Consider the following 26,999-nt stretch of genomic DNA (forward strand, 5'->3'; position numbering starts at 1 on the left):
ATTTCTCTAAAAACCGCTATCGTCCAGAGCAAATTTCGGTTTCTGTGTTTTCCATTTTCCTCCGGTAAAGTCAGGAAACTCTAAAGTTTTATTACCTTCCTTAATTGATTGAATAGACAGGGGAAATAATGCGCTCATGGTTACTGAATCATAAACGTCTATCGGGGTTTGAACACCTTGTTTTACTGATTCAAAAAAGGCATTATCAACAAACCAGTCCATCCCACCATGACCAGCACCGGTAGCCTTATCTTCGTATTTTTTCCAAAGCGGATGGTCGTATTTTTTAATCCATTCATCAGCCTTATCCCATTGATGGCTTTTAGCTGATTGACCTTCTATATACATGCCATTATTTACATCCATCCAGATACCATTCGTTCCTTGCACACGTAGCCCAATTGAGTATGGACGAGGCAAATGCACATCGTGTTTAATTTCCAAAACCTCTCCATTAGCACAAGACATTAAGGAAGTTGTGACATCCCCACCTTTGAAATTTATTTTTGTGTTGGGGTGCCCTGGTGCATTTGAATTAAGGTAATGAGATAAACCAATGGCTTTGCTTGAAAAAGATACAATGTTGGTTATTCTGTTTCCATGATTGATATCTGCATAATGCATTACTGGGCCTAAACCGTGTGTAGGATACAGGTCTCCATCATAGTCAATGTTAAACTGTGTCCTCCACTGTGCTTCGCTATAGCCCTTTTCACCGAATTCAAAACCGCCCCCGTAAGGTTGTTTTCCATTATTAAATAAAACCTCACGTAAATCGTGTTGATAACCTCCTTCTAAATGTACAAGTTCACCTAACAAACCTTGACGAACCATATTCAATACTGCCATCACATCTCTGCGGTAAGCAACATTTTCTAAACACATGTAAGGAATGCCTGTACTTTCTGAGGTTTTTACCAGGTCCCAATGCTCTTCTAAAGTCAAGCCCGCAATTACCTCGCAACCAACATATACACCGGCTTTCATAGAATCTATCGCTTGTTGATGATGAAACTGCCAAGGAGTAGCTATAATTACTGCATCCAATTTTTCAGCGTCCAGCATCTTTTTATAAGCGTCTACATTTCCAGTATATTCTTTAGGTGCATTTTTATTTGAATCTTTAAATTGTTTACGGCAGCGAGCCAATGAGTCTTCTTGTGTATCACAAATTGCAACCACATCTACATCACTACGCTCTAAAGCAATCGCTACATGATTTCTTCCACGCATACCCATACCAATAAATCCTAAACGAATTACGCTTTTCTCTTTTGCGAATAATTTATTACTATCAAGCACAGTAGTACTGGCTGCAGCAATTGAACTTGTTTTTAAAAAATTTCTTCTGTCCATTGGTTTTTATTAACGAGTCATTTATAACAAACCTATTAAAAACAAATTATTAATAAGTACGCAATCGATTGTCCAATTTTCAAAAAAGTAAACAATCGATTGCGTTTGTTTCAGGATATGAAAATAGGTTTCAATTTATGATATTGCGTAAAATATTCCATCTTAATTATTTTAAGATGATTATAACGTGTAGATATGAGCCAACAAATGGATAGTTCTTTAGTTCTGAAAATAGCAGAGAAATTCTTTATAAAAGGAAATCCAGTTACCGCAAAACGAGTTGGATCGGGCCATATTAATGATACTTTTCAAATCCTTACAGATAGTCTTAATGAACCTGACTATTTATTACAAAGGATCAATCATTATGTTTTTAAAGATGTTGAAGCTTTAATGCAAAACATTCTGATTGTAACAGAACATATAAGAGCTAAGTTAATAAAAGAAGGAGCTGGTGATGTATATAAGAAAGTGCTGACTGTGGTGCCTGCTAAAGACAAGAAACTTTATTATATAGATGAAAACTCAGATTATTGGAGAGTGTATGTCCTGATTGATCCTACTCAAAGCTATGATGTGTTAGAAACAGAGCAGCAGGCCAGGGAAGGAGGCAGAGCTTTTGGCAGGTTTCAAGAACAGTTAACGGATTTAAATAGTAATAGCTTAAAATATACAATTCCCGACTTTTGTAATATCGATTTTCGACTTAAGAACTTTCATCAGGCTATGCAACGGAATGCAGCGCTTAGGAGAGATGAAGTGCAGAACGAAATTGAATATATTATACAACGTGAAGATCAAATGCGCAGCATATTGCAAATGGCAGAACGAGGAGAAATTCCCCTAAGAATCACACATAATGATACGAAATTTAATAATGTTTTATTAGATAAAGGTGATAAGGCATTGTGTGTGATTGATTTAGATACTGTAATGCCAGGCTATGTGGCTTACGATTTTGGAGATGCCATCCGAACTATTATAAACCATGCAGCTGAAGATGAAGCCGATCTGACTAAGATCACACTAAATATTCCATTATTCTCAGCTTATACAGATGGATACTTTGAGAACGCACGTCATTTTCTAAGCCCTCACGAAATAGAATCTTTAATAGAAGGTGTATTGTTATTCCCTTACATGCAAGCTGTTCGGTTCTTAACAGATTATTTAGATGGAGATATTTATTATAAGGTTCATCATAAGGAACATAATCTTCAACGTACACGTGCTCAATTAAAATTAGCTTTTGAAGTAGAAACTCATCGTGAAGAGTTGAATAGTATTATTCATACGATGGCTAACAAGCATTTAATACATATTCAATGAGAGGAAATGTTTTAGTAATTCCTTATTATAAGGATATAAAGGCTGATGAAAAGGAAATAAATATGCTGTTTGAAAGGTGTCCTGCTAATCATATTGGTCAGATTTCATGGAAAGATTATCCATATAAACCTGAGGTGACTTTTAAAATAGCTTATAGTGATCAAGCTATTGTTTTAAAATTTGAAGTCAATGAGAGATACATTCGAATAAATACCTTTCAAACAAATGGACCTGTCTGGGAAGATAGCTGTGTAGAGTTTTTTATATCGTTTCAAAATTCTTCTTACTATAACCTGGAGTTCAATGCTTTGGGTATTGCATTAGTTGGTTATAGCTCTAGTGATCGAAGTTTAAAAAAACGTTTACCAGATGATATTGTAGAAAAGATAAAAAGCTTTTCTACAATTAAGAGCCCGATTGATAAAGAAGGCGTAAATTGGTGTCTAACCCTGTATATCCCTCTGGAAGTTTTTAAATTTGAAACGTTCCAGTCCTTAAAGGGCTTAAGCTGTAAAGCCAATTTTTATAAATGCGGCGATTTACTTCCTCAGCCGCATTATCTATCCTGGTTGCCTATTTCATCTCCTGAGCCCAATTTTCATTTACCAGAATTCTTTGGAAAGATAAAATTCGATGATAAATAGCTAAGGGCGCTCTAAATTATTTCTTAAATACTAATAATGGAGTCTGACTTTTAAAGGAAAGACCTTCCGACATGCTGGATAAGAATAACCGCTCATAAAAGCTTCGTTTCTGATTGGTAAAAAGAATAACCAATGATGGTTTGATCTTCTCAATCTGTTGTTGAAGATTTTTACTCATCGGATGAGTAATATCATTCTTCACGATACGAATGTTTAATGGATATCCGGCTTTACTTTCAAGTTCTTCTTTTTTCAGAGCTTTTTCCAGGTCTTGAGTTAAAGGCGAAGAGAAATGAAGAAGCTCTATCGATAAACCTCTAGGCTTTGCAAAGTCTAATACGCGTTGAAACTCCTGATCCAGATTTTCAAGATCGGTGGCATACAATACATTATGAAGTGGTTTATTTCGGTAATCTTTTGGTATAGCAATAACAGGGATAGGAGATTTTGTGATTAGATTACCAGTATTTGTACCTAAAATCTTATTTACAAAACTTCCTCCACGTGTACTGATGATGATTAGTTTAATATCTGGATGATTTTGGCAATAGTCAAGTAAGCTAATATCTGCCTTGAATCCTTCTAATACTTCACAGGAATACTGACCCGGTTCAACTTTAAGCGAATTATATACTTTTCTTATAAATGCCTCTAGCTTCGATTGAGCCTTATCGGTATGTTCTTTTCTTAAAGCATCTGCATCTCCTAAGTAAGGACGCTTCGGTTGAAAAATATGTACAAATACAAGCGGTGCTTTATTTCTGGCTGCTAAACGAATCGCAAAACGAAGCCCTGGCTTAGAATTGTCTGAAAAATCGGTGGGTACTAATATTGCTTCCATATATAATTATATGCAAAATGTTCTAACTGTGCAAATGCTCCCAAATGATATCATGAATTTCGATAGCAGAAACTGGCTTATCTCCATGCCCGTTTTCTGTTATCAGAACCGGATGGTACTCAGTCGGGGTATTAATACATCCATGAGAACCTTTAATTTGCTTTGCATCTAAAGGTACAATATCCAGTACATATCTGAAACCTAATTTCTTTCTAAGAAGTTTATAAGCAGCCCTTAGTTTTGATGTCATGAAAACTTCCATTGGATCATACCCTGGTTTCTTATGAATATCAACGCAACGCGCATAATCAGGTGCAACAGCATCATCAAGCCAGAAATAGTAGGTAAACCAACTATCTTTATCAGCCATTAAAACAAGTTCTCCTGACCGTTCATGATCAATGTGATATTTCTTTTGCTCTTCCCGGTCTAATATTAATTCAATCCCCGGCACGCCTTCTAAAAGCTGTTTAACCTTCTCTGTAACCGATTTATCATTAATATACACATGAGCTACCTGGTGGTCAGCAACAACAAATGCTTTTGATTCTCCCGCATCTAAAATTTCAAGTCCTCTTTCTACACGGATTTGCAAAAGGCCTGCCTTACGGAAAAGTCGATTAAGATGAACCGGTCTACTTACAGGTGCAATACCATATTCAGACAATAAAATGATCTTCGCATTCTTCTTCTCATAGAACTCAACCAAATCTTTAATTACTGCATCAATTTCGTTTAATTCGCTTGCTATTTCACTAAGACCCGGACCAACACGTTGTTGGCAGTAATCTAAATGAGGAAGATAAATTAATGTAAGAGTAGGATCGTATTTATCATCAGTTAGTTTAGATGCATCAGCAATCCACTGCGATGATTTAATATTTGCTCCTGCACCCCAAAATTGAAATAATGGAAACTGACCTAGTTTTTCTTGTAATTCATCACGCAATTCTCCGGGACGTGTATAACAGTCGGGAATTTTTCTACCATCTGCCAGGTAATTCGGGCGAGGGGTAGCTGTATAATCAGCTGTGGTGTACATATTATACCACCAAAACATTTGCGAAACTGTAAAGCTTGGGTCTTCACGTTTTGCTTTATCCCAAATGCTTTCTGCTTGTACTAATTTATTCGACTGCTTCCAGAATTTTACTTCACTATCTACACGATCATACCAGCCGTTTGCTACAATCCCATGCTCTGATGGCCATTTTCCGGTTAAATAGGTTGATTGTACTGCGGTGGTTACTGCAGGAAGCATAGGTTCAATAGTTTGTAACTTTCGTCTTTTGATATAAGAGGTCAAAAACGGAGTATGTTCACTAATTAAAGATGATGATAATCCAACAATATTCAGTACAACGGTTTTTTGCATTTCTTTCTATTTAAATTCTTTATTCACACATTCACATACAATTGCCTGTTATTCAATTCAAAAGGCTTTATCTAAAAGCGGTTGAACCCATAAGAGTTCACGACTGATAGAAGAGGGTAGTGCTAATTTCAATTCAGGCGATAGTACTCCCCAGGTATAGGTTTCTACCTCAAAATGCTGACATAACTGTAGTTCTTCTTGTAATTTTAAAACTTCAAGTATATCAGATTGAGTTGATTGCAATAAGCCAAAATTGCTTTCAAAGATAGGCACATGAAAATGAGCGCGCCATTCTTTTACATCTGTATCATTTGTATCAGCTAAAGCAGGAGGTAAATCACGGTAGCGCAATAAGCTTTCATCATTTTTCTGTGCAATTACCTGATGCAAATAAGTTGCTTCATTAAACTCTGCAAAGGCAGCCTTTATAGAAGCCCGATCTTTTTGATCTTCCGGAAGACTTGCTTTTAAGGCAGCGCTAATTTGAAATTTACCTATTTTGATTCCATTCTCTTTTAACTGCTGTACAACTTCAGAGTGATTTTCATAACCTAAAGCGAAATGACAAACATCATAACAAAGTCGTACATGTTCTTTGAGTATTGCTTCTGACTCTTCATCAGACAAATTCAGCGTTTCAGAAAAATATTTTTTACCCAAAGGTAGAAGGTAATCATTATACCAGTTTAAAAACTCAGGCCCGGTTTCTAACATACCATCAGGTTCCGGTTCAATATCCAAATGTAAAACCTTAGCTGTTTCCAGCTTTTGTTTATACATATGTTCAACTACTGCAATAATATTTTGGGTAGCTGATATTGTAGCCTTCTCTTTTGCCTCTTCGGTATCAAACCAATAGCGATAGCTAAGAGGAGAAGTAGATATTCCTCCATCCATTCCTTCCGGAAGGAGTTTTAATAAAATATCTGCTAATCTTAAAGTATACGATAAGCGTTCAGGTGTGGTCCAATCAGGCGTATGTACCTGGTCTTTGACAACTGTATTATGAAATTCTCCATAAGGAAATCCATTCATTGTAAAAACATAGGCATCCTCTTGCGCCAACCAACGCTTAAATTCTTCAAATTTTTGCGAGTCAGCTAATGCAACGCTGGCTTCATTAGATAAGCGTAATCCGATTGCCATTGAAGCATTTGGAGAAATGTCATTCTTTATTAATGGAAAGTTCTCTTTTAAGCTTGCAAAATGATCTGGCCAATCATTACCTGCATGAATGTTTGTACAATAAGTTAAATGGCCTTCACTTGTTAGCATTGTGCAGAAAGTTTTAAATCTGATTGATTAAAGTTCTGTAGCTTTTGTGCTGCTTGCATCATTAATTCTAAATCAAGCGCATGTACTTCATAACCTACTCCAATCTCTTTTAACAACATAATGGTTAACTGTCCACCTAAGTGTTCTCTAAATTCTTGCAATCCTAAGAAGATAGGATGATCTATCCGGTCCAGGTGCATTAATTCATGTGTAACCGGTAATCCCATTTTTAATAGAAGCCTAACAATTTTATCCGCATCTTCTTGTGGCAACAGACCCGCTAAGGCAGAATATAGACTGTCAAGGGCAATACCCATAGACACAGCTTCACCGTGTAAAACATCGAAGTTACTTAGCTGCTCTAATTTGTGAGCACTCCAGTGACCAAAATCCAGGGGTCTGGAAGAGCCGAACTCAAAAGGATCGCCACCGCCAATGTGCTCTACATGAAGTTCGGCACATCTTTTTATCAAATACTCCATACTTGATTTATCGCGGTTCACTAAATCTTCAGCATGGTCTTCAAGCCATTGGTAGAAACCTTCGTCTTTTATAAGAGCTACCTTAACTGCTTCCGAAATGCCTGATCTCCAATCACGATCATCCAATGTTGTTAAAAACTCATAGTCATTAAATACAGCAAAAGGAGGAGCAAAGGTTCCCAAAAAGTTCTTCTTTCCTTTATAGTTCACACCATTTTTTACTCCTACACCCGAATCATTTTGTGATAAGACAGTTGTTGGGATACGAATAACTTTAATTCCACGGTGAGAAATTGCTGCAGCATAGCCTGTTAAGTCAAGCACAGATCCACCACCAATTCCTACGATATAAGAATGGCGGTCAATGCGATTACGATTTACAGCATCAATTACTTTTTCTAAATATTGACCATCATTTTTAGAGATCTCTCCGCCGGCAACAATAATCTTTTCTTTGATTAATTGTACATATTCATTTCCAGCAAAATAATCATCGATTTGTTTATCAAGATCCGGGAAATGCTGGATGATCTTATCATCAATTACAAATAATATTTTCTTAGAATAATTTTCTTGATGGTCTTCCTTTAATACCTCATTAAAAATCGGGTTCCTAGAACTGAAAAGTCCTTCTGTAAAGAATACTTTGTATTCGAAACTAACTTTAAAACGCTGTTGTATATAGTTCATGATATAAATTTCAAATCTTAGGTCACTGCGAATCTTCGAGACAACCAAAGAGATAGAGGTAATAAAAATACAATTAATATCGCCAAGCTCCAAGCCCCTGTTGAAGCGGCCCAGGCTGAATTCATTAAGATCAAAGCCATCACACCTGCTTTCACAGATCTTCCTATCGCGGGTCCGGTTGGTGTTTTAATAGCTTTAATCAATGGCTTGAAAATCATAAAGGCAAAAGTAACCAGAAACGGAATAACAAAAAGTATCATATCTCTGTTCCATGCAAAAGCCAGAATCATCAATATTACCAAGCTATATAATGCAACGGCACCATATAATGGCTTTTTGCTGCTTCCATGAACTTCGCCACGACTAATCATTGTAATGGCAGAAATATAAAGAATTGGAACCACAGCAACATACCAAATTCCATTCAAAGCTGCTGGCAAAATACTTACTCCTAATAGCAAATTCAAACCTCTGCATAGTCCCATATTAGGAGGTCCTAATAAAGAATGATGTTTTCCCCATTTATTATAAACGAGAGCAGAAATAGAGATAAATATTGCAAACCAGGCGGCTGTTATGTTTACCAATAAAGCCATGATAATTCCAAAAGCTAATAGGGAAGAGCCTAGAGTACTTGCTCCTTTTAATGATAATTGGCCACTCGGTATTACTCGTTCAGGCCGTTCAACCCGATCAAGTTCATAGTCAAAAACATCATTAAATACAATCCCTCCGCCATATAAACCAATGGTTGCCAGGCATAATAGTACTATATTTCCTATTGTTGCACTAGTAAGGCTTTCTTGTAAAAAGATTCCTGAGATTGCTATTCCTGCTAATACATCTGCGACCGAAGTGACAATATTAGCTGGACGCATTAACAGTAGATAAACACGCAGTCGTTTCAAATCGCTAAGCTTAAATTTTCTTATTTAATAATAATAGAAGATTTATCTACTCTCGGCTGCTGTCCACCTCTCAAAATGGTATTTCCTTCAAATTTCTGACTTTGATCAATTTGTGTTGATGCCACAAAATCATTTTCATCAATTTGTCCACTTTGGGCAAAGGCTGTAATTGCATTGCGATAAGATACCAATTCAATATCCTTTTGGTCAATTCCCATAGCCTTCATAAGAGCAGCAGTTTTTGGCACTGCCAAAGGATCACTTATACCCCAATCAGCTGCAGAGTTAATCATGATGCGTTCTGAACCATATTGTTTCACAACTTCTACCATGCGTTCATTCCCCATTTTGGTAAATGGATAAATAGTAAATGCAGCCCAGAAACCACGGTCTAATACCTCTTTAACCGTCTCTTCGTTGTTATGATCAATAATTACGCTGTAAGGATCTAATCCATGTTCTATGGCTATATCCATACTTCTTGAAGTTCCTTGTTTTTTATCACGGTGTGGAGTATGAACCTGTACAGGTAAAGAGGCTGTTTTTGCCAATTCTAATTGTGCACGATAGTATTTATCTTCAGCAGGTGTTTGATCATCAAAACCAATTTCACCAATACCAACAACGCCTTCTTTATAGATAAAAGCAGGAAGAAGCTCCATCACCTGTTCTGCCAATTCTATGTTATTGGCTTCACGAGAGTTTAATCCAATTGTACAATAATGTTTAATCCCAAACTGAGAAGAACGAAAGCGTTCCCAACCAATTAAACTGTTGTAATAATCTCTGTAACTAGACAGGCCGCTACGAGGTTGGCCAAGCCAAAAGGCAGGCTCAATAATTGCAACAATACCAGCATCAACCATCGCTTGATAGTCGTCTGTAGTACGCGAAGTCATATGAATATGCGGGTCAAAAAAATGCATACCCTGAATATCGTCTAAGTTCAACGGCATATTATCGCCAAAACTCTTTTTATCCCTATCTATTGAATGACTAGAACACATGGTCTTCTTTATTTAGTTTTTAATTTTTTTCTGTTCAAATAAATCCACAATTTCCCATAATTCAGGATTTATTGTTCGTCCTGCAGCTTTGCGTTCATCAGCATAATCACGCAATGCTTTTACCAGGTTTTCATTTACTCTTTTTTCCAGGCCGATGATTCTTGATATATCTTTATCTGTAAAGATAGCTTTCAGAATGAGTTGATTCCAGGCCTCCTCATTTAAATACTCGGCCGGATATGGATTGTCCATAATAACCGCGTCTAATACATAACCTATATTGCTTCGAATACCAACCGCACACTGTTTTTCCCAATGCTCCGGATACGCAAGTATAGGTAATGCTGCATACAGAGTTGCCAGCTCGTTCATATCGGCATCTCGAAATAATTCTTCGATCTTACTGATATAAGAAGCCTCATCGCTTGAATCAATTTGCATAATCAGCCAAACGCGACATACTTTCTTAAGACTCCATTTAGAAATGGAAAAATGAGGTATTACTCCATTTATTGTGTCTGCGTCTTTATCACTTAGCTTCACTTCCTCTTTTGGAACCTTACGGGAAACAATAGAGAATGCAATGATAAATTTACTGAAAGGTTCATTTCCATTTGCTAAATCAGCTTTTTCCTGAAGCCATATAAGAGTTTCAGGATCTACACTGGATTGAATAATAGAATGAAATAGGTTATTTAAAATATTGAAATTATAGTTAAACATGGTTGTTGAAATTATACAGCACAAAATTACATGGCAGCAAAGTAATTGATAGCGATTGCGCCCGTGGCAATTAAGAGTCCGAAGAACTCTCTGGTTTGCTCAATATAAGGTTTTGTAGCTTGCATACTTTGTACGAGACTCTGACTTTTATATTTAGTCATCCAGTCCCAAACTCCGTCTTTTGCAACAAAAAGAATGACAGCATAGACCAGGTAAAGAGCCATGATAACCAGGTATATCGTTGGATATACCATTCCGAATGGAACCAGACCACATAATATAGCTGCGATCACATAAATTGGCACCCAAAGCCAAGAATCTTTATCATTTAAATTTAAGTATCCAAATACAAGGAAACTTAGAAAAAACACAACGTTTAAAATTGTTAGTATCATAAAAACAAATATACAAATTTATAGATTTAATCGAATAGCAAACCAATATAATAATTGTAAGTATCTACCTGAATATTATCGGGATTTACACCCTCCAGGTCGATTTCTTCAAAATGCGTGGACAACTTAAAGAAATTATATTCTTTATCCAAAAAACCAATCTTTATTGGCATATTAAAATTTGCTACATCTGCAATCCATCGCCCGTAAAGCTTTCCATTTTCCCATTTGAGCTCTAATGTTGGTATGTTAGTATGTTGAATATATTGAGAAAATATTTTACTAAGATCGATGCCTGATTGTTTTGAGATATAACTCTCAATATCATTATAATCCACTGTTTTATGGTAAAATTCTGCGTTTAAACCTCGCAATATTGCACGCCATTTAACGTCATCATTAATGATGGTTCGAAGCATGTTCAAAAACACGCCTCCTTTCAAATACATATCGCCTGATCCTTCTTTATTTACACCAAAAGGGCCTTGCAATGGCTTGTCGTTTAAAATACCTTTCCGATCACCATGTATGTATTCTTGTCCAGCCTCTTTGCCATAAAGATATTCTATATAAAGAGATTCCGAATAATTCGTGAAAGCCTCGTGTATCCACATATCCCCCAGGTCTTTAGCTGTTATGCTATTTCCAAACCACTCGTGGCCGCTTTCATGAATAATAATGAAATCCCATTTCAAACCCCATCCTGTTCCAGAAGCATCTCTTCCTAAATAACCGTTTTCATATTTATTTCCATAAGTAACAGCGCTTTGATGCTCCATGCCAACATAAGGCGCATCTATTAATTTATAGCCATCTTCATAAAAAGGATAAGGGCCAAACCAATATTCAAAGGCTTTCAGCATTGATTTTACATTTTTAGGGAAATGCTTCTCTGCCTTTTCTTTATTCTCTTTTAATACCCAATAACTAATATCCAGCAAACCTTTTTCTCCTTGCAAACTGTCCTTAATCAAGGTATAGTTGCCAATGTTCATGGATATACTGTAATTGTTAATAGGTTGACTTACAAACCAATCATAGCGCGTATAACCATTTTCAAGTTTAACCGTATTGCGAAGTCGGCCATTTGATATATCCATTAAACCATTTGGAACCTGAACACTAATAAGTACACTGTCGGGCTCATCCGATTGATGGTCCTTGTTGGGCCACCAGCTACTGGCTCCTAATCCTTGATTTGCAGTAGCTATCCAGGGATTACCCAAAGAATCTTTTGAAAAAACAAAACCGCCATCCCAAGGAGCACGTTTTGCTATAATAGGATTTCCTGAATAGAAAACGCGGAAGGAATCAATCGCACCCTTTTTAATTCCCTTTGGAAAATCAACAAATACCGCATTAAATTCACGTTCAAATTTTAATTTTGCTCCTTTGTATATTACCTTTTCAACTGTCAGGTTACTAAAAAGATCAAACTGTAAACGATTAAAATCCGCTGTTGCTTTAAACCTGAATAAGTTGGAGCCACTGATAAACTTATTTTCTATATCCACCTTTACATCTAAGTGGTAATAAAGAATATCATAAGCCGTACGATAGGGGCTAAGGCTGCCTCTTAATGAATCGGCCCGTGTAAAAGTATTAGTGTCTGTTAGTAATTGTGCATTTGCTTTAAAAGGTATCAAGTGAAGTGATAGAACTCCTATAAACACTAATACTACACGGTAAGCTAATTTCATTCTTCAAAAATCGCAATTTAATTCGGTTAATAAAAAGGCAGGTCTGCTTATTTACTAATATCATTAGAAGCTGATTAACAGTTATTTGAATCGTGGCTATATTCTTAATATTTGTTTTGTATTAAAAGTAAAAGCCATGATTAGAAATCTTATTCCTTCCTTTATTTTCTTGCTGTTGATTAGCGCATGCTCCAAAGATCCTTTAACACCTCATGAACCAGGCAATGAAGAAAAACAACTTCTATCTTTAACGGTGGATGGGTTTTCACAAAGTCTATTGCCCTTTGCCGACAGAATTCAGGCAGCTAATTTGAGTGCATCTCTTCTTCCTGTTGCTCTTTCTTCTTCAGGCACCAATTTAAGTGAGTATATTAATACATTGGAGTTTAAGGTTTATCATAAAGGAAATCTTGTTGATAGTCTTCGTCAATATGATGGTGATCCTGAATTTGGAAAATACGAAAACTATCTTCCACCAGACGGAATGCCATATAGTGTGTTTGTTACCGGCGCCATGTTAGATTTAGATAATGAAGATGATATTGAATTAAAAAGAGGAGTAAATACAGATCTAACCAGTTTGAGAATTTTACCAGATCCAATTGATGCCTTTTTCTTTTTTAATTCTTACACCATGGGCATTGATCCTCAAACGGAAAGTATTCAATTAAAGCGCTTTGTTGGTCGCTTAGAAATCGATCTTATAGAAGAAATACCTAATGATGCTCATCGTCTTGAGGTTACAGTTCATAACACAGCAAAATATTTCATGCCAGTTTCTGAACGTGGCTATCATCTCAGTACTAAGGAAGGAGAAGATTTAACTCCATACAACACGTTTAAAACTATTTTAATTAAGCCCGAAGATCGAGGACGTACAGATTATTCTTTTAATATGTATTTCGTCTTAAAGAGTAAACTGGGGAGCGAAGCGGAAATTACAAATGTTACTATAAAAGCGTTTGATACGCTAAATAAAGAAGTTGCTATCCGTGAAATTAACGACGTAATCCTTCAGGTCAATAAACGTACAAAGTTAACAGGGATAATATTCAGCCATCATCCTAACAGAACGTTTGATATTGAGCTCGATAGCGACTGGGATTCCGAAGTTCCTGAATTCAGATTTTAATAAAATTTTATTAATCCCATACTAAAGCTATACATTTGTTGACAAATTGCAATAACAATTTATTGCAATATTAGCAGTTAACAGATGTTTTCGATATTCAATAAAAAAGAAAGTTTCCGTATAGGAGAGATCCTTCAGGTTGATATGCATTCGCATATTCTTCCCGGGATTGATGATGGCGCAGCTGATGTGGAAACTTCCTTGCGTTTAATAGACGGATTAATAGCAATGGGTTATAAAAAACTGATTGCTACACCGCATATCATAAGTGATATCCACCCTAATACGCCAGAAACAATTGAGGCTGCCAAACAGTTATTGCAAACTGAGCTTGATAAAAAAGGTTATACCATCCCTGTATCTTATGCCGCAGAATACATGTTGGATGAGAACTTCCTTCCATTACTTAAGGCAGGGGATTTATTAACCTTTGGAAATAAAATTATCTTAGTTGAAACCATGTTTTTGGATCTGCCACCAAATCTGGAAGAGATCCTTTTTCAATTGCAGACTCATGGTTATCAGCCATTATTAGCACATCCGGAACGTTACCATTATGTTGATAGAAATCTGACACGTTTAAGTCTCTTTCGAGATCGAAATTGTATGTTCCAATGCAATGCACTTTCGTTCACTGGCTATTATGGTAAAAGAGAGCAGGAAATTGCTTATCGTTTATTAGATGCTGGGTTAATTGATTTTATCGGTAGCGATATACACCACGATCGTCATTTAGAGCATTTGCAGCATTTTACAGTTTCATCAAAAATAGCCAGACAATTAGAAAGCCTGAATTATAAGAACCTTGAATTACGTTAAATCCATAGCTCTTTACATTTTATTCCTTCTTCCGCTTGCAGCTAAAACGCAAGAGCCTGTGAAGATAGTGGATTCTATTGACCAGCATATTTTCTCTTATAAGGAAATCGGTGTATTGATGGATCCAGATGAAGAATACTCATTTGATGCAATTAAAAGCGATGCTCTTCGTTCAAAGTTTCAACCCAGCGAAAGCAGTACTCCTCAAACCTTAGAGCTTAATACAACCTACTGGTTTAAAATTCGTATCCAAAGACCGAACGATCTACAGAACAACTTTGTTCTTGAGTTCTTTGATCAAACAATTGACGAAATAACTGCCTATATTCCTTTAAAAGACGGGAGCTATCGTGTCATTAATTTGGGAGATCATAAGCCCTTTTCTGAACGTTTCTTCAAACACAAAAACTTTGAGATCCCCCTTGAATTTCAACACGATGCAAGCGATGGAATTTATTACTTTAAAGTAAAATCCTCTCAGATCGCAGATATCATCATTGTTTTAAGATCCGTAAAGTTCTTTGTTTCTTATGCTTTAAGCGAGTATTTCTCATTCGGTATATTCTATGGAATGATCCTCGTTTTTAGTTTATACAATCTCATTCTGTTTATTGCTGTACGACAAAAGCAGTATCTTTTTTATGTATTGTATTTACTAAGTGTTAGTTTATATGAAATGAGCTCTGATGGTATTGCCTATCATTATCTCTGGCCAAATTCACCACAATGGAATCAATTAGCTTTTGCATTAACACTAATTTCAGCCAGCAGTTTTGTGCTTTTATTTACCCGGGCGCTGTTTAATTTCAAAGATCGTGCACCCTGGCTCGATAAACTTATTCTCTACACACTCGTTATTCGGGCAGCTTTCTTCCTTTATAGTTTATTCTTTGATAGAAGCCTCTTTAATTATAAATTCATTGAGTTTGTTCCACTCAGTGTCGCTTTCTTTGCAGGTCTTTATATTTATTTTAGCGGCTACCGTGCAGCACGTTTCTTTGTAATTGGCTATGGGTTTGTTTTTATTGGCTTCATTTTCAAGCTGTTTATTATGCTCGGAATCTCAAGCCTTAATTTCGGGGTTATTAGTTATTATAGCTTAAGTTTCTGTTTCATACTTGAAATGATCTTCTTTTCATTAGCAATTGGTGATAACCTTCGAATATTAAAGAGAGAGCAAGAAAAAATGCAAAAGCAGGTTCTTAAACAAATGACCGAAAACGTAGCTCTAAAAGATATATTGAATAGAGAACTCAAGAGCGAAGTTAGAAAACGTAATCAGGAGTTAGAAGAGGCAAACATACTCTTACAAGAGCAGTCTGAAGAGATCTCCCGCATGAATGAACTTCTTCAAATCGATAATCAAGAACTGAAACACGACAAGCAGGAATTAATTACTAATGTGAAAAAGATCTCACGAGATCGGGCCTTGTCGGCAGAAGTTGATTTTGAAGAATTTAGTGCAGCTTACCCCAATGCAGATAATTGCTATGAATTCTTAGCCGAACTTAAATGGAAAGACGGTTATCATTGTCGCAAATGTGCTAATGAGCATTATTTCAATGGGAATACACCCTTTAGCAGAAGATGTACTAAATGCGGTTATGATGAATCAGTAACTTCTTATACCATATTTCATAATATGCGTATTCCGATCAATAAGGCTTTTTATATGATTTTCCTGGTGTATAGCACCAAAGGCAAGATATCTTCCCATAAGTTATCAGAGATTGTAGCCATTCGTCAAAGCACTTGCTGGTCCTTTTCTAACCGAATCAAGAAAGTGATGGTAGAGAGGAAGGTTTTGAAATCGACTGATAAGCACGGATGGAGTCAGTTGGTTCTTGAAAACGATATTTAAGCGTTTCTTATTAGTAAAACCCCTTCATACTATAGTAACATTCAATATCTCTTTGCCCCAATGAGTTTTTATTTATTTCAGAAACTTGTTTTTGGCTACAAAAACTCTTCTGAAATAAATAAAACGAAACCGTGAATGAAGCGTATTAAAATCCCAATCCCTTTTTCCCTATTCTTTATTTAACGTCTTAATAATCAGTTAATAATGTCCGAATTATTCATGTTGCTGAACCGTATCATTTTCTATGTAACAAACTAATATACAGTACTTTACATAAAATTTATATTGCTAAATCCTTGTTAAGGAAATAAAATTGAAATAACTTTGGCTTAACAATTAAAACAATATGCACCTATACATGTATTCATGTAGCAGATCGCGTATCAATTATTATAAACGTTATTAATATTAAAAACATGAAAAGAATCTTAACTTTACTAATGATCCTTTCCTGTTACGGATTTTCCAGCACGTATGCTCAGAACATCAGCATTACCGGAACCGTAAAAGATGGAACAGGACTCACCTTGCCCGGAGTTTCCGTACAAGTCAAAAATTCAACACAGGGAAGCGCCGCTGACGCCAACGGTAACTACAGCATTAGTGCTCCCGCAAATGCCACGCTTGTATTCTCTTTCATTGGTTTTAAAACATTGGAAGAGCCGGTAAATAACAGGCAAACAATTAACGTTACACTTACCGAAGACAACACTACTTTAAATGATGTAATTGTTATCGGTTATGGTTCACAAGCTAAAAAAGATATTACTACAGCAGTAACCTCTATTTCAGCAGATGAAATTCAAAATCAACCGGTAACTAACCCATTGCAAGCAATTCAAGGTAAGGCTGCAGGTGTTCAAATTACTTCTCAATCAGGTAAACCAGGTTCAGGAGTAGCAGTAAGTATTCGTGGTAATACATCTATAACAGCATCAAACAGTCCTTTATATGTTATTGATGGAATTACTTCACGTGATGCAAGTTTCCTTAATCCAAACGATATAGAAACCATTACAGTTTTGAAAGATGCTTCAGCTGCAGCAATCTACGGCTCAAGCGGTGCCAACGGAGTTATTTTAATAACCACTAAAAAAGGTAAATTAGCAGGCAGACCTCAAATCGCTCTGAATGCTTTTACAGGTATTTCTAACCTTTGGCAAAAACAAGATGTTTTAGATCGTGATCAGTATCTTGATTTAATGACCGAACTTGGCTACACAGATCTAGGGGATGAAAATAGAGATTGGCAAGATGAAACTTTCGGAACAGGAGTTCAACAAAACTATCAATTGTCTGTATCCGGTGCTACTAACACAGGCGGTAACTACTACATTTCAGGTGGTTATTTACAAGACAAAGGAATTGTTGCTCCAGCAGTATTAAATCGTTATACTCTTAATTTTAACGGTTCCCAAAGTGCAACAGACTGGTTACGTTTTACTGCTAATTTAGCTGTTACACGTAGCAATTCAGTAGATGTAAGCGATAACGCTGGTGTTGCCCGTGGCGGTACCATTCTTTCTGCTTTAACTACTCCTCCAACTATTGGAATCTTTGAGGAAGACGGTATAAGATATACTCAAAATCCTTATAAAGGTGGTTGGGAAAACCCAATTGCCAATGCATTCGCCGCTGAAAATTCTACCAAAAACACACGCTTCTTAGGAGCATTCTCTGCAGAAGTTGACTTTACCAAAGATTTATCTTTCAAATCAAGCATCAGTATTAACAAATCCAAAAATGATTACGATTATTGGATTGATCCGTTCTCAACCAATTATGGAAGAACACAAGAAGGTGTTGCCCGTACCAATCATACCGATGATCAAGTATGGTTAAACGAAAACTTATTAAACTATAATAAGAATTTTGGAGATCATGCCTTTACTGCTACAGCAGGTATGACTTTGCAAGAATCTGATTGGAAATATAGAAATACAGAAGTAACCCGCTTCTTGGGTGAAGATGGCGAACTATTAGAAGAAGGTACATCAGTTGTTCCAACTTTGCCTCAACGCGCTCAATGGTCTAAACGTTCTTATTTAGCAAGAGTAACTTATAACTACCTTGGTAAATACCTGTTAAGCTCTAACTTCAGAGCAGATGGTTCATCACGTTTTGCACCTGACCAACGTTATGGTTATTTCCCATCAGTTTCCGCCGGATGGCGTATTTCAAGTGAAGATTTTATGTCAAATGCAGAAAATCTTGATGACTTAAAATTACGTGCCAGCTGGGGACAAGTCGGAAATGATGAAGGAATTGGTGATTACGCTTATTTAGCATTGTATAACTTAACCACACAAGGAAGTTATTCTTTTGCACAGTTAGCCAACCCTGATCTTACCTGGGAAAAAACTACACAAAGCAACTTAGGTTTAGACTTAACCATGTTCGATGGCCGCTTAGCCTTTACAGCAGATGCTTACATTAAGAAAACAGACAACCTATTGGTTAATGTACAATTGCCACCATCTTCAGGTTTCCCTTCACAAGCTTTGAACGTAGGTTCAATGGAAAACAAGGGTTTTGAATTCTTATTAAGCACCCGTAATATCCAACGCGATAAATTTACATGGAGCTCAGACATTAACTTAAGTATCAATAAAAACAAGGTAACCAGTTTAGGAAGCAGTACAGAATCATTAGATTTCGGCGGAATTTACGAACGTACTTCTGTTATTAAAATTGAACCAGGTCGTCCGTTAGGATCCTTCTACGGTTATGTTTTCGAAGGTGTTAATCCTGAAACAGGTGATGCAGTTTATAAAGATATCGACGGTGTTGATGGAATTACTCCAGATGATCGTACTTATATCGGTTCTGCCCAACCAAAATTCACTTATGGATTCAACAACACATTAACTTACAACAACTGGGGATTATCTTTATTCTTCCAGGGTGTACAAGGAAATGATATGTTCAATGCTTCACGCATTGATTTAGAAAGCATGAACGATTCAAAAAATCAATCTTCAGCAGTATTAGACCGTTGGAAAAAACCAGGTGATATAACCAATATTCCAGGAGCTAAACTTAGCAATACAGACAACACGCTTACAAGCAGTCGTTTTGTGGAAAATGGTTCTTACTTGCGTCTTAAAACAGCAACCCTGTCTTATAATTTCGGAGATTCATTCTTAGCTAAAACAAAACTTAGCAAGTTTATGGTGTATGCCACCGGATACAATTTATTAACAGTTACAAACTATACAGGTTTTGATCCGGAAGTTAACCAGTACGGTGCAAACGGTCCTTCTATGGGTGTAGATTATGGAACTTATCCACAGTCGCGTACCTTCATGATTGGTATTAATGTTGGATTTTAAATCTTAAGAAAATGAAAATTAAATTAAATAATTATATAGGAATGGCGGCAGTGCTTTTATTAAGCTTGCAGGCCTGTAAAAAGGATTTTCTCGATAAACAACCCATTACACAAGTAACTCCTGATAAGGCTTTTTCAGATGCAGAGGCAGCTGAAAAGTTAATCCAAGGTGTGTATGACGGTATGTATATAGATTATTTTATCTGGGATTATATGACCAATGGCGATGTTACATCTGATAATGCTTATGCAGGTGGTGATAACTCAGCCAACTTTCAAATAAACGATTTTACCACAAACTCTACCAATGGTAACCTCGGACGTGACTGGTCAGGTTTATATACTACCATTAAAAATGCTAACCTGGTACTTGATAACGTGCCTAATATTGAAGATCCGGCATTGGACGAAGGTAATCGCCGTAATCAAATTTTAGCAGAAGCAAGAGCTATCAGAGCTTACAGTTACTTTCATTTGGTTCGTTTGTGGGGGCCAGTTCCACTTGTTGTAAAGGTGCCTGCTAATATCAATGAAATGCAGCCAGCAAGAGCATCGGTTGATGAAGTATATGCACAAATCATTGAAGATCTTGATTTTGCAGTTGCCAATGCCCGTACCTCTGCACCTAATAAAGGCTTTATTACACAAGGTGTTGCTCATGCAATTTTAGCACAAGTATATGCTGCATTACCAACCCCTAACTGGGCTAAAGTTTTAGAAGAAACCAATGCAACTATAGCTAGCGGATATTCTTTATTCGGAAGCTATGATGGATTATTTCAAATGGCAAATGAGAACAACTCTGAGTCTATCTGGGAAATGCAATACGATGGATGGAGTGGTGCTCATGGAAACTGGATGCCTAGCGTTATTGTTGGTAGCGGTTGGAAAAAATTCAACACGCCTTCCGTAGACCTGGTAAAAGCTTTTGATAGTGAGGGCGATGATATTCGTAAAAACTCGTCTATCAAATTTATAGATGCCAGTACAGAAGCATGGTCAGATTCTTATTGGTCAAAGGATAGCTATCCATTTATCAATAAATACCGTTATGACGATAAAAACAATGCTTATTTTATTCGTTTAGCAGAAATTATCCTTCTAAAAGCTGAAGCTCTAAACGAGCTAAGTGCTACCGGATGGTTACAAGCAAAACCATTGGTTGATCAAATCCGTGGCCGTGTAAATTTATTAGGAACTACTGCTATTACTCAAGCAAGCATGCGCGCTGCTATTTTAAAAGAACGCAGACTTGAATTGGCTTTCGAAGGATACCGCTGGTTTGATTTACTTCGTACTAAAACTGCCGTAACAACTATGAATGCTGAGACAGATGCTGACGGTAAAAAGCTACATTCAATTACTGAAGCTGATTTATTGTGGCCAATACCGCAAGCAGAAGTTGACAGAAACCCTAATCTATAATCTTTAATTTTGGACATGAAAATTGCTATAAAAGGAATCATCTTTGCTGCTGTTATTCTCACGTTTGCAGGCTGCAAAAATACCAGTGAGAATAATGGTCCAAACGAAGAACCTATAAATTCAGAAGTTAGCCTATGGCTAACTTCTGCTAATGAAACAACCTTATTAGAGAAGCAAAATGTTGCTTTAAACTTTGCACCAGCCGCACCGGGAGGTACTATCATCGAAATCAATGATAATCAGAAATATCAAGTAATTGATGGATTTGGCTTTACCCTAAGTGGCGGAAGTGCAGAACTTATCAATGCCCTTCAAACTCCTGAACGTGAACAGCTTATTCAAGAATTGTTCTCTCGCAAGGATGATGCTATTGGTATTAACTACCTGCGTGTCAGTGTTGGAGCATCCGATCTTTCATCAGAACTCTTTACATATGATGAAGTTCCAAAAGGATCAACCGATGTAAAACTTGAACAATTTAGCATCGAAAAAGAAAAGAAAGATCTGATCCCTGTGCTGAAAATGATATTGACTGTCAATCCGGATATCCAAATCATGGCATCGCCCTGGACAGCACCCACCTGGATGAAAGACAATGAATCATACATAGGAGGGAGCCTAAAACCAGAATACTATCAGGCATATGCCGATTATTTGGTTAAGTATATCAAAGCTATGGAAGCTGAAGGTATTAAAATTGATGCATTAACTCCACAAAATGAGCCTTTACATCCCGGTAATAATCCAAGCATGTATATGGAAGCAAGCGATCAGGCAGAATTTATTAAAACTGCACTGGGGCCAACCTTCCAAACAGCTGGTATAAAAACCAAGATTGTAATTTATGATCATAATGCTGATCGTCCAGATTATCCTATATCTATTCTGAATGATCCGGATGCTAAAAAGTATATTGATGGTTCTGCTTTTCATTTATATGGCGGAAGCATTGATGCTTTAAGTGAAGTACATAATGCACATCCTGATAAGAATATCTATTTCACAGAACAATGGGTAGGTGGGCCACAAAACTTTGGTGGCGAACTACAGTGGCATGTTGAAAACTTAATTGTTGGTGCTATCCGTAATTGGAGCAAGACCGTTCTAGAATGGAACCTTGCTGCCGATAAAGATTATAATCCACATACAGATCAAGGCGGTTGTACAAATTGCTTAGGTGCCCTTACCATAGATGGGCAAAATGTATCCCGTAATGTTGCTTATTATATCATCGGGCATGCTTCTAAGTTTGTTCCAACTGGTTCTCAACGAATAGAATCAGGTATTGTAGCAGGATTACCGAATGTTGCATTTATTACTCCTGAAGGTAAAAAAGTTTTAATCGTACTTAATACTACGAAAGAAAGAAAAAGCTTCTTTATTCAAGACACGGAAAAAGCTGTAAATACCTCTCTAGCTGCAGGATCGGTTGCTACCTTTGTTTGGTAGGAATATATTATAAATCAATAAACAAAGAATGCTTAAGCTAATCGCTTAAGCATTCTTTGTTTATTGTATAGTTTTTAGCGGTTTGTCATTTCCTGCCCATCGACTCAAATCTGTCCAGATCGAACTGTTTAATTGCTTTGCAGTAACTATGTCTCTTACCTTAGCTTCACCAATTCTTTCGGTTAGCTGTTCTATAAATAAACTTCTTGGTTCTACCGGGTGACCTATACTAGCTGTATAGGAATCACCGGCTACAGTTCCAACACCTCCAACAAGCCAATTAACAGCTCCTGGAGGATTCTCAATCTTAAATGATATGGCAGCTTTGCAGTTCCAGAACATATTAAAAGCTCCCGACCATCCATGGCCACTTCCTCCAGACTCTCTATTTCTTGCTGCAATTACTCCACCATATATATTGTCATAGAGAGTTCCTGTAGCCCAACGATGATGAGGTCCTATTTCGTGAATTGAGGTAGCAGCATAGCCATCTAAAAACACATTTGGGCCGGAAACCCGAGCTGCTGTCACAAAATCATGTCTCCCTCTGTCTGAAAAACACCGTTGAAATAAATTACCTGTACCGGAAATAACATGAAAGGCATATCTTCGATCTCCAACAGCTAGTGATTTTGGTTCAAGCATGGCACAATCCTGTATGGTATTAAAATCAGAATTTCCATAAAGACCTACGGTACTATATGCATAATACATGCTTGTTACGTTCCTTACCCAACAGTCTTGTACTCCTATTAAATGAATTGCACTCCAAATGTGAAGTTCATCTTCATCACTGGTATAGCTTGATTCCATCCTTAGGTTTTCAACTCCTGAATTAGATATTCGTTTTGGATAAGATACCTTAACAATCTTACCTCCACCTTCTATAGCTTTTATTTGATCATCCATCGGGATATTTAGATATATTGTATTCCCTTGAATATTAGAGATTACCCGAGTATGTTCAATTTGATATTGATCAGTTGTCCACCCAAACTGTCGCATACTTAACTCATCTATCCAACTATCATTGGTAGTTTTAATAACCGAAATAGTATCACCTACCGAAAACCCAGGATTTTTATCAATTTCAAATGAAGTAGCAGCTACTTTTACAAAGTCGGTTTTTATCAACGCTGCACGACTGTAATCATAATCTACTTGAGTAGATCCCTGTATGACTAATGAAGACAGGGCTTTTCGTTTCGATACCTGCGCTGATATTACTTTACTACCTGCCCTAGTATCAATAACTACAGTTCCGTTATATCCTTGTCCTTCTCCACGAAGCACAACTCCACTTGCTTTGATTCTGAGGGTATTATTAATTTGATAAGTTCCTGCTTTTAATAATATAGCACCCCTAAAACCATTAACCAATGGCATATTTGACAACACATCAATTGCATTCTGAATGTTTACAAAGTCTTTTCCTTCTTTAGGAAACAGTGTTATCACTTCCTTTACAAAAGGAATAGGAGACTCACTTTGTTTATATCCGGCATAAGAGAAATCCGGGATATTCTCTTTTTTATATTCGATATGTACAATGGGTTCAGGTTCTAACTGGTCTTTTTTACACGAAAATAAGCATAAGAGTAGACCAACTATAATTAGTTTCCGAAGTTTTAACATGAAAAATTAGTAAAGGTTTGTTTTAAGCATCGTAAAGATATACTTTTGTTGCTATTCTTGCAAATATGAAAGATTATGCTTAAAAAATCTAGTTTTAGATATTATGTGATTGTTATTTTATTAATATACGTACCTATAAATCATAGTTTAGCGCAAATTCGCTATTCTGCAAATGCTGAATATCTCATACCATTGGGAGATTTAAAGAATAATTATACTTCTGGAGTAAATGCAGGCTTAGGTGTTAAGTATATATTTAATAGACAGTATGATATAACTTTTAATACAGGGTATACCTATGTGCAAGGTAAAAGTGTTGAAGACGATTATTTTATTTATAGTGTGCGGCCAATTGCCGGAGTACCATTAGGATTAGGCTTTCGCTTTAAGCCAGATAATTTGTTTTTCATTCAAGCTTCTGGAGGGCCAGTAATTGTTATGAAACCAGCAAGTGATTTTGGATGGCATTATTCTGGCGGTGCAGGAATCCATTATAAGATGCTTGAAGCCCAAATCAGATTAATGCAATGGAATAAACCTGAAATTGCTAACTTCGCGGGATTTCAATTATCATTTGTATTTTGAAAACCTAAGTGAATAAGCATACATGTTTCAAGTATCAGTAATAATACCTGTTTATAATGCTGTAAATTTTATTGAAAAAGCTGTTGAATCTGTTGTTCATCAGCATGGAGTAGGAGAAGTAATCTTAATAGACGATGCTTATCCAGATGGTGCTTTAGAGATTTGCAAAGAGCTCGAAAGTAAATATGAACAGGTGAAATTGCTTCAACATCCAAATGCAGAGAACAGAGGTGCTGGTGCTAGTCGCAATCTAGGTATTCAAAATGCTCAGTTTGAATACATCGCTTTCTTAGACGCAGATGATTATTATTTAGCTGATAGATTCAGTATTACAGAGCAAAAATTTAAAGAAAACCTGAAAGCTGACGGTGTTTATGAACCGGTTGGTACAAAATACGAAAATGATCAAGCTAGATTAGGTTTTTGTAATTGGAAGAAGATAACATTAGCTATGTCTGATAAATATCTTACCTATCCGTCAATAGAATCAGAGGGGTATGTGTTTTTTGAAAATTTAATAGCTGGATTATCCTCATACCCTCATTTGAATGGTATTACATTAAAAAAATCCATATTTAATAAAACTGGATATTTCGACACTTCCTTAAAACTTCATCAAGATACTGAGTTAATAATTCGTTTAACTTATTTAGGTTATTTCATTCCGGGAGATTCCAAGCATGTTGTAGCTATCAGGTTTGTTCATTCAGAAAATAGAATAGCACATTTAAATTACAAATCTCGGTATCAGTTAACACAAAAACTTTTAAATTGGAGTATTAGTAATAACATTCCAGAGAAATATATTAAAATAATAAAGAAAAAAAACATCCTTGCTAAAACACACTATTTGTTCAATTCAAATAATATTTTAGTAAGATTTATATGTAGTATCCTTTATCGTATATAAATGAAAATAGTATATGTAGCGCAATCATTTGTACCTTCTAGAAGAGCGAATAGCATCCATGTAATGAATATATGTTCTGCGCTAGCCAAAATGGGACATGAGGTCACTATTTTATTACCAAAGATGGAAAATGATGAAGATCAATCTAAAATATTTGAATTTTATGGATTGGAACCGGACTTCAAAATTGAAAAACTTTTCTTTCCAACATTTAAAGGCAAAACAGTTTATTTTTCTTTGGCTATTTATCGAGCTTTAAATCGAATCCAACCAGATTATGTGGTTGGACGTTTTTTAAACGGTTGCTTCATCTCATCTTTAATGGGAATTCCCACAACTTTTGATTCACATGGCCCCATCTGGGAGAACGGTCGATTAACAACATGGCTTTTTAAGAAAATGCTGAACCTAACAGCATTTAAGAAAATAACTCTGAACTCAAATGCACTGAAAGAAATATATCTAAAATCAGGTATATTCAAAGGATCGCGGTTTGATACAAAGAACTTAGTAGTAGCTCATAATGGAGCGAATATCTATGATTTAAATGAAAAGGTAATTTTACTAGGCAGGCAGGATAAACTAAAAGTAGGGTATTTTGGGCATTTATATGCGGGCAGGGGAATAGAAATTATTTTAGAACTGGCAAAAAGAATTCCGGAAATTGATTTTTATATTACTGGTGGTGAAGATAAAGATATTGAGTATTGGAAAAGTAAAGTTCAGTATGAGAATCTTCATTTTCTGGGTTATGTTCCATTTGCAAATGTTTATAAGTATCGTAATTCATGCGATATTCTTTTAGCTCCCTACCAAAAAATAGTTTCTCCTGGTGAAATAACAGGAGATCAAGGTCCTTATATGAATCCTATAAAGTATCTTGAATATATGAGCAGCAAGAAAGCTATTGTAGCCTCTGATCTACCATCTACAAGAGAAGTTTTAAATGAAAAAAATGCTATTTTAGTAGAATATAATAATGTTGATCAATGGGAGAGTGCTATAAGTACGTTAATCAAAAGTCCTGATTTAAGTCATCAGTTAGCTGAAAGGGCCTATCAAGATTTTGAAAAACAATTTACATGGAAAATACGTGCAGAACGATTGATTGAAGGAGCAATATAGTA

General features: G+C 36.2%; 22 protein-coding genes. 11 read left to right on the forward strand and 11 right to left on the reverse strand.

Translation table 11 applies throughout. From position 1 onward, the window contains the following. Positions 1 to 6: 6 nt before the first annotated feature. Positions 7 to 1,356 carry a Gfo/Idh/MocA family protein gene (locus tag C8N28_RS00720; protein WP_132220555.1) on the reverse strand — a complete coding sequence of 450 codons (1,350 nt, stop codon included), beginning with the start codon at positions 1,354 to 1,356 and terminating at the stop codon, positions 7 to 9. Positions 1,357 to 1,551: 195 nt separating this feature from the next. Here C8N28_RS00720 and C8N28_RS00725 point away from each other — a divergent pair, with 195 nt between their 5' ends. Continuing rightward, positions 1,552 to 2,685, forward strand: coding sequence for a phosphotransferase enzyme family protein (locus C8N28_RS00725; RefSeq protein ID WP_246012678.1), 1,134 nt, complete (start codon positions 1,552 to 1,554; stop codon positions 2,683 to 2,685). Continuing rightward, positions 2,682 to 3,329: a carbohydrate-binding family 9-like protein gene (locus C8N28_RS00730; protein WP_132220557.1), complete on the forward strand. Its 648-nt coding sequence runs from the start codon at positions 2,682 to 2,684 to the stop codon at positions 3,327 to 3,329. The genes C8N28_RS00725 and C8N28_RS00730 overlap by 4 nt, the downstream gene beginning before the upstream one ends. Before the next feature lie 16 nt (positions 3,330 to 3,345). Here the strand turns inward: C8N28_RS00730 and C8N28_RS00735 are convergent, their stop codons facing one another. From C8N28_RS00735 to C8N28_RS00775, 9 genes are read right to left on the reverse strand one after another with little or no spacing between them, the layout of a single operon-like run. Next, positions 3,346 to 4,170, reverse strand: a complete 825-nt coding sequence (locus tag C8N28_RS00735; protein WP_132220559.1) for a universal stress protein — start codon at positions 4,168 to 4,170, stop codon at positions 3,346 to 3,348. A 22-nt stretch (positions 4,171 to 4,192) separates the two neighbouring features. Further along, positions 4,193 to 5,545 (reverse strand): alkaline phosphatase family protein, encoded by a 1,353-nt coding sequence (locus C8N28_RS00740; protein WP_132220561.1) that lies wholly within the window; start codon positions 5,543 to 5,545, stop codon positions 4,193 to 4,195. A gap of 57 nt (positions 5,546 to 5,602) precedes the next feature. Then, on the reverse strand, positions 5,603 to 6,820 hold the full coding sequence (gene eboE, locus C8N28_RS00745; protein WP_132220563.1) for a metabolite traffic protein EboE: 1,218 nt from the start codon (positions 6,818 to 6,820) through the stop codon (positions 5,603 to 5,605). After that, positions 6,814 to 7,992 (reverse strand): 3-dehydroquinate synthase, encoded by a 1,179-nt coding sequence (locus C8N28_RS00750; RefSeq protein WP_132220565.1) that lies wholly within the window; start codon positions 7,990 to 7,992, stop codon positions 6,814 to 6,816. The genes eboE and C8N28_RS00750 overlap by 7 nt, the downstream gene beginning before the upstream one ends. 17 nt (positions 7,993 to 8,009) lie before the next feature. Then, a complete protein-coding gene (gene eboC / locus C8N28_RS00755; RefSeq protein WP_132220567.1) occupies positions 8,010 to 8,870 on the reverse strand; it encodes a UbiA-like protein EboC in 861 nt (286 codons plus the stop codon). Between the two features lie 50 nt (positions 8,871 to 8,920). Further along, positions 8,921 to 9,907, reverse strand: coding sequence for a TatD family hydrolase (locus C8N28_RS00760; protein WP_132220569.1), 987 nt, complete (start codon positions 9,905 to 9,907; stop codon positions 8,921 to 8,923). Positions 9,908 to 9,919: 12 nt separating this feature from the next. Next, positions 9,920 to 10,630 (reverse strand): EboA domain-containing protein, encoded by a 711-nt coding sequence (locus tag C8N28_RS00765; protein WP_132220571.1) that lies wholly within the window; start codon positions 10,628 to 10,630, stop codon positions 9,920 to 9,922. A gap of 26 nt (positions 10,631 to 10,656) precedes the next feature. After that, positions 10,657 to 11,025 carry a transmembrane 220 family protein gene (locus tag C8N28_RS00770; protein ID WP_132220573.1) on the reverse strand — a complete coding sequence of 123 codons (369 nt, stop codon included), beginning with the start codon at positions 11,023 to 11,025 and terminating at the stop codon, positions 10,657 to 10,659. Between the two features lie 26 nt (positions 11,026 to 11,051). After that, complete coding sequence (locus C8N28_RS00775) at positions 11,052 to 12,725, reverse strand: M1 family metallopeptidase (RefSeq protein ID WP_132220575.1); 1,674 nt, start codon at positions 12,723 to 12,725, stop codon at positions 11,052 to 11,054. A 136-nt stretch (positions 12,726 to 12,861) separates the two neighbouring features. Between C8N28_RS00775 and C8N28_RS00780 the strand changes: the two genes are divergently transcribed. From C8N28_RS00780 to C8N28_RS00805, 6 genes are all read left to right on the forward strand, one after another. Further along, complete coding sequence (locus C8N28_RS00780) at positions 12,862 to 13,857, forward strand: hypothetical protein (protein ID WP_132220577.1); 996 nt, start codon at positions 12,862 to 12,864, stop codon at positions 13,855 to 13,857. An 84-nt stretch (positions 13,858 to 13,941) separates the two neighbouring features. Then, positions 13,942 to 14,676 carry a tyrosine-protein phosphatase gene (locus C8N28_RS00785; RefSeq protein WP_132220579.1) on the forward strand — a complete coding sequence of 245 codons (735 nt, stop codon included), beginning with the start codon at positions 13,942 to 13,944 and terminating at the stop codon, positions 14,674 to 14,676. Next, positions 14,663 to 16,537, forward strand: coding sequence for a 7TM diverse intracellular signaling domain-containing protein (locus tag C8N28_RS00790; RefSeq protein ID WP_246012680.1), 1,875 nt, complete (start codon positions 14,663 to 14,665; stop codon positions 16,535 to 16,537). The genes C8N28_RS00785 and C8N28_RS00790 overlap by 14 nt, the downstream gene beginning before the upstream one ends. A 416-nt stretch (positions 16,538 to 16,953) precedes the next feature. Next, a complete protein-coding gene (locus C8N28_RS00795; RefSeq protein ID WP_132220581.1) occupies positions 16,954 to 19,869 on the forward strand; it encodes a SusC/RagA family TonB-linked outer membrane protein in 2,916 nt (971 codons plus the stop codon). Positions 19,870 to 19,880: 11 nt separating this feature from the next. Beyond that, positions 19,881 to 21,293 carry a RagB/SusD family nutrient uptake outer membrane protein gene (locus C8N28_RS00800; RefSeq protein ID WP_132220583.1) on the forward strand — a complete coding sequence of 471 codons (1,413 nt, stop codon included), beginning with the start codon at positions 19,881 to 19,883 and terminating at the stop codon, positions 21,291 to 21,293. A 15-nt stretch (positions 21,294 to 21,308) separates the two neighbouring features. Beyond that, positions 21,309 to 22,742: a glycoside hydrolase family 30 protein gene (locus C8N28_RS00805; RefSeq protein WP_132220585.1), complete on the forward strand. Its 1,434-nt coding sequence runs from the start codon at positions 21,309 to 21,311 to the stop codon at positions 22,740 to 22,742. Positions 22,743 to 22,802: 60 nt separating this feature from the next. Here C8N28_RS00805 and C8N28_RS00810 read toward each other — a convergent pair whose 3' ends face one another. Further along, positions 22,803 to 24,377, reverse strand: coding sequence for a hypothetical protein (locus C8N28_RS00810; RefSeq protein ID WP_132220587.1), 1,575 nt, complete (start codon positions 24,375 to 24,377; stop codon positions 22,803 to 22,805). A gap of 75 nt (positions 24,378 to 24,452) precedes the next feature. Here C8N28_RS00810 and C8N28_RS00815 point away from each other — a divergent pair, with 75 nt between their 5' ends. The 3 genes from C8N28_RS00815 to C8N28_RS00825 are packed head-to-tail and all read left to right on the forward strand — an operon-like array spanning position 24,453 to position 26,997. Continuing rightward, positions 24,453 to 24,962 carry a hypothetical protein gene (locus C8N28_RS00815; RefSeq protein ID WP_132220589.1) on the forward strand — a complete coding sequence of 170 codons (510 nt, stop codon included), beginning with the start codon at positions 24,453 to 24,455 and terminating at the stop codon, positions 24,960 to 24,962. A gap of 22 nt (positions 24,963 to 24,984) precedes the next feature. Further along, a complete protein-coding gene (locus C8N28_RS00820) occupies positions 24,985 to 25,872 on the forward strand; it encodes a glycosyltransferase family 2 protein (RefSeq protein ID WP_132220591.1) in 888 nt (295 codons plus the stop codon). Beyond that, positions 25,873 to 26,997 (forward strand): glycosyltransferase family 4 protein, encoded by a 1,125-nt coding sequence (locus tag C8N28_RS00825; protein WP_132220593.1) that lies wholly within the window; start codon positions 25,873 to 25,875, stop codon positions 26,995 to 26,997. Positions 26,998 to 26,999 lie beyond the last annotated feature (2 nt).

The sequence above is a fragment of the Albibacterium bauzanense genome (assembly GCF_004339765.1).
GTDB classification, from domain to species: Bacteria; Bacteroidota; Bacteroidia; order Sphingobacteriales; family Sphingobacteriaceae; genus Albibacterium; species Albibacterium bauzanense.

Coding starts and splice junctions, on each gene's coding strand:
- C8N28_RS00785 (WP_132220579.1), top strand. CDS start 13,942: ATGTTTTCGATATTCAATAAAAAAGAAAGTTTCCGTATAGGAGAGATC.
- C8N28_RS00750 (WP_132220565.1), bottom strand. CDS start 7,992: ATGAACTATATACAACAGCGTTTTAAAGTTAGTTTCGAATACAAAGTA.
- C8N28_RS00800 (WP_132220583.1), top strand. CDS start 19,881: ATGAAAATTAAATTAAATAATTATATAGGAATGGCGGCAGTGCTTTTA.
- C8N28_RS00735 (WP_132220559.1), bottom strand. CDS start 4,170: ATGGAAGCAATATTAGTACCCACCGATTTTTCAGACAATTCTAAGCCA.
- C8N28_RS00820 (WP_132220591.1), top strand. CDS start 24,985: ATGTTTCAAGTATCAGTAATAATACCTGTTTATAATGCTGTAAATTTT.
- C8N28_RS00730 (WP_132220557.1), top strand. CDS start 2,682: ATGAGAGGAAATGTTTTAGTAATTCCTTATTATAAGGATATAAAGGCT.
- C8N28_RS00765 (WP_132220571.1), bottom strand. CDS start 10,630: ATGTTTAACTATAATTTCAATATTTTAAATAACCTATTTCATTCTATT.
- C8N28_RS00760 (WP_132220569.1), bottom strand. CDS start 9,907: ATGTGTTCTAGTCATTCAATAGATAGGGATAAAAAGAGTTTTGGCGAT.
- C8N28_RS00780 (WP_132220577.1), top strand. CDS start 12,862: ATGATTAGAAATCTTATTCCTTCCTTTATTTTCTTGCTGTTGATTAGC.
- C8N28_RS00770 (WP_132220573.1), bottom strand. CDS start 11,025: ATGATACTAACAATTTTAAACGTTGTGTTTTTTCTAAGTTTCCTTGTA.
- eboC (WP_132220567.1), bottom strand. CDS start 8,870: ATGCGTCCAGCTAATATTGTCACTTCGGTCGCAGATGTATTAGCAGGA.
- C8N28_RS00795 (WP_132220581.1), top strand. CDS start 16,954: ATGAAAAGAATCTTAACTTTACTAATGATCCTTTCCTGTTACGGATTT.
- C8N28_RS00740 (WP_132220561.1), bottom strand. CDS start 5,545: ATGCAAAAAACCGTTGTACTGAATATTGTTGGATTATCATCATCTTTA.
- C8N28_RS00805 (WP_132220585.1), top strand. CDS start 21,309: ATGAAAATTGCTATAAAAGGAATCATCTTTGCTGCTGTTATTCTCACG.
- C8N28_RS00815 (WP_132220589.1), top strand. CDS start 24,453: ATGCTTAAAAAATCTAGTTTTAGATATTATGTGATTGTTATTTTATTA.
- C8N28_RS00720 (WP_132220555.1), bottom strand. CDS start 1,356: ATGGACAGAAGAAATTTTTTAAAAACAAGTTCAATTGCTGCAGCCAGT.
- eboE (WP_132220563.1), bottom strand. CDS start 6,820: ATGCTAACAAGTGAAGGCCATTTAACTTATTGTACAAACATTCATGCA.
- C8N28_RS00810 (WP_132220587.1), bottom strand. CDS start 24,377: ATGTTAAAACTTCGGAAACTAATTATAGTTGGTCTACTCTTATGCTTA.
- C8N28_RS00725 (WP_246012678.1), top strand. CDS start 1,552: ATGAGCCAACAAATGGATAGTTCTTTAGTTCTGAAAATAGCAGAGAAA.
- C8N28_RS00775 (WP_132220575.1), bottom strand. CDS start 12,725: ATGAAATTAGCTTACCGTGTAGTATTAGTGTTTATAGGAGTTCTATCA.
- C8N28_RS00825 (WP_132220593.1), top strand. CDS start 25,873: ATGAAAATAGTATATGTAGCGCAATCATTTGTACCTTCTAGAAGAGCG.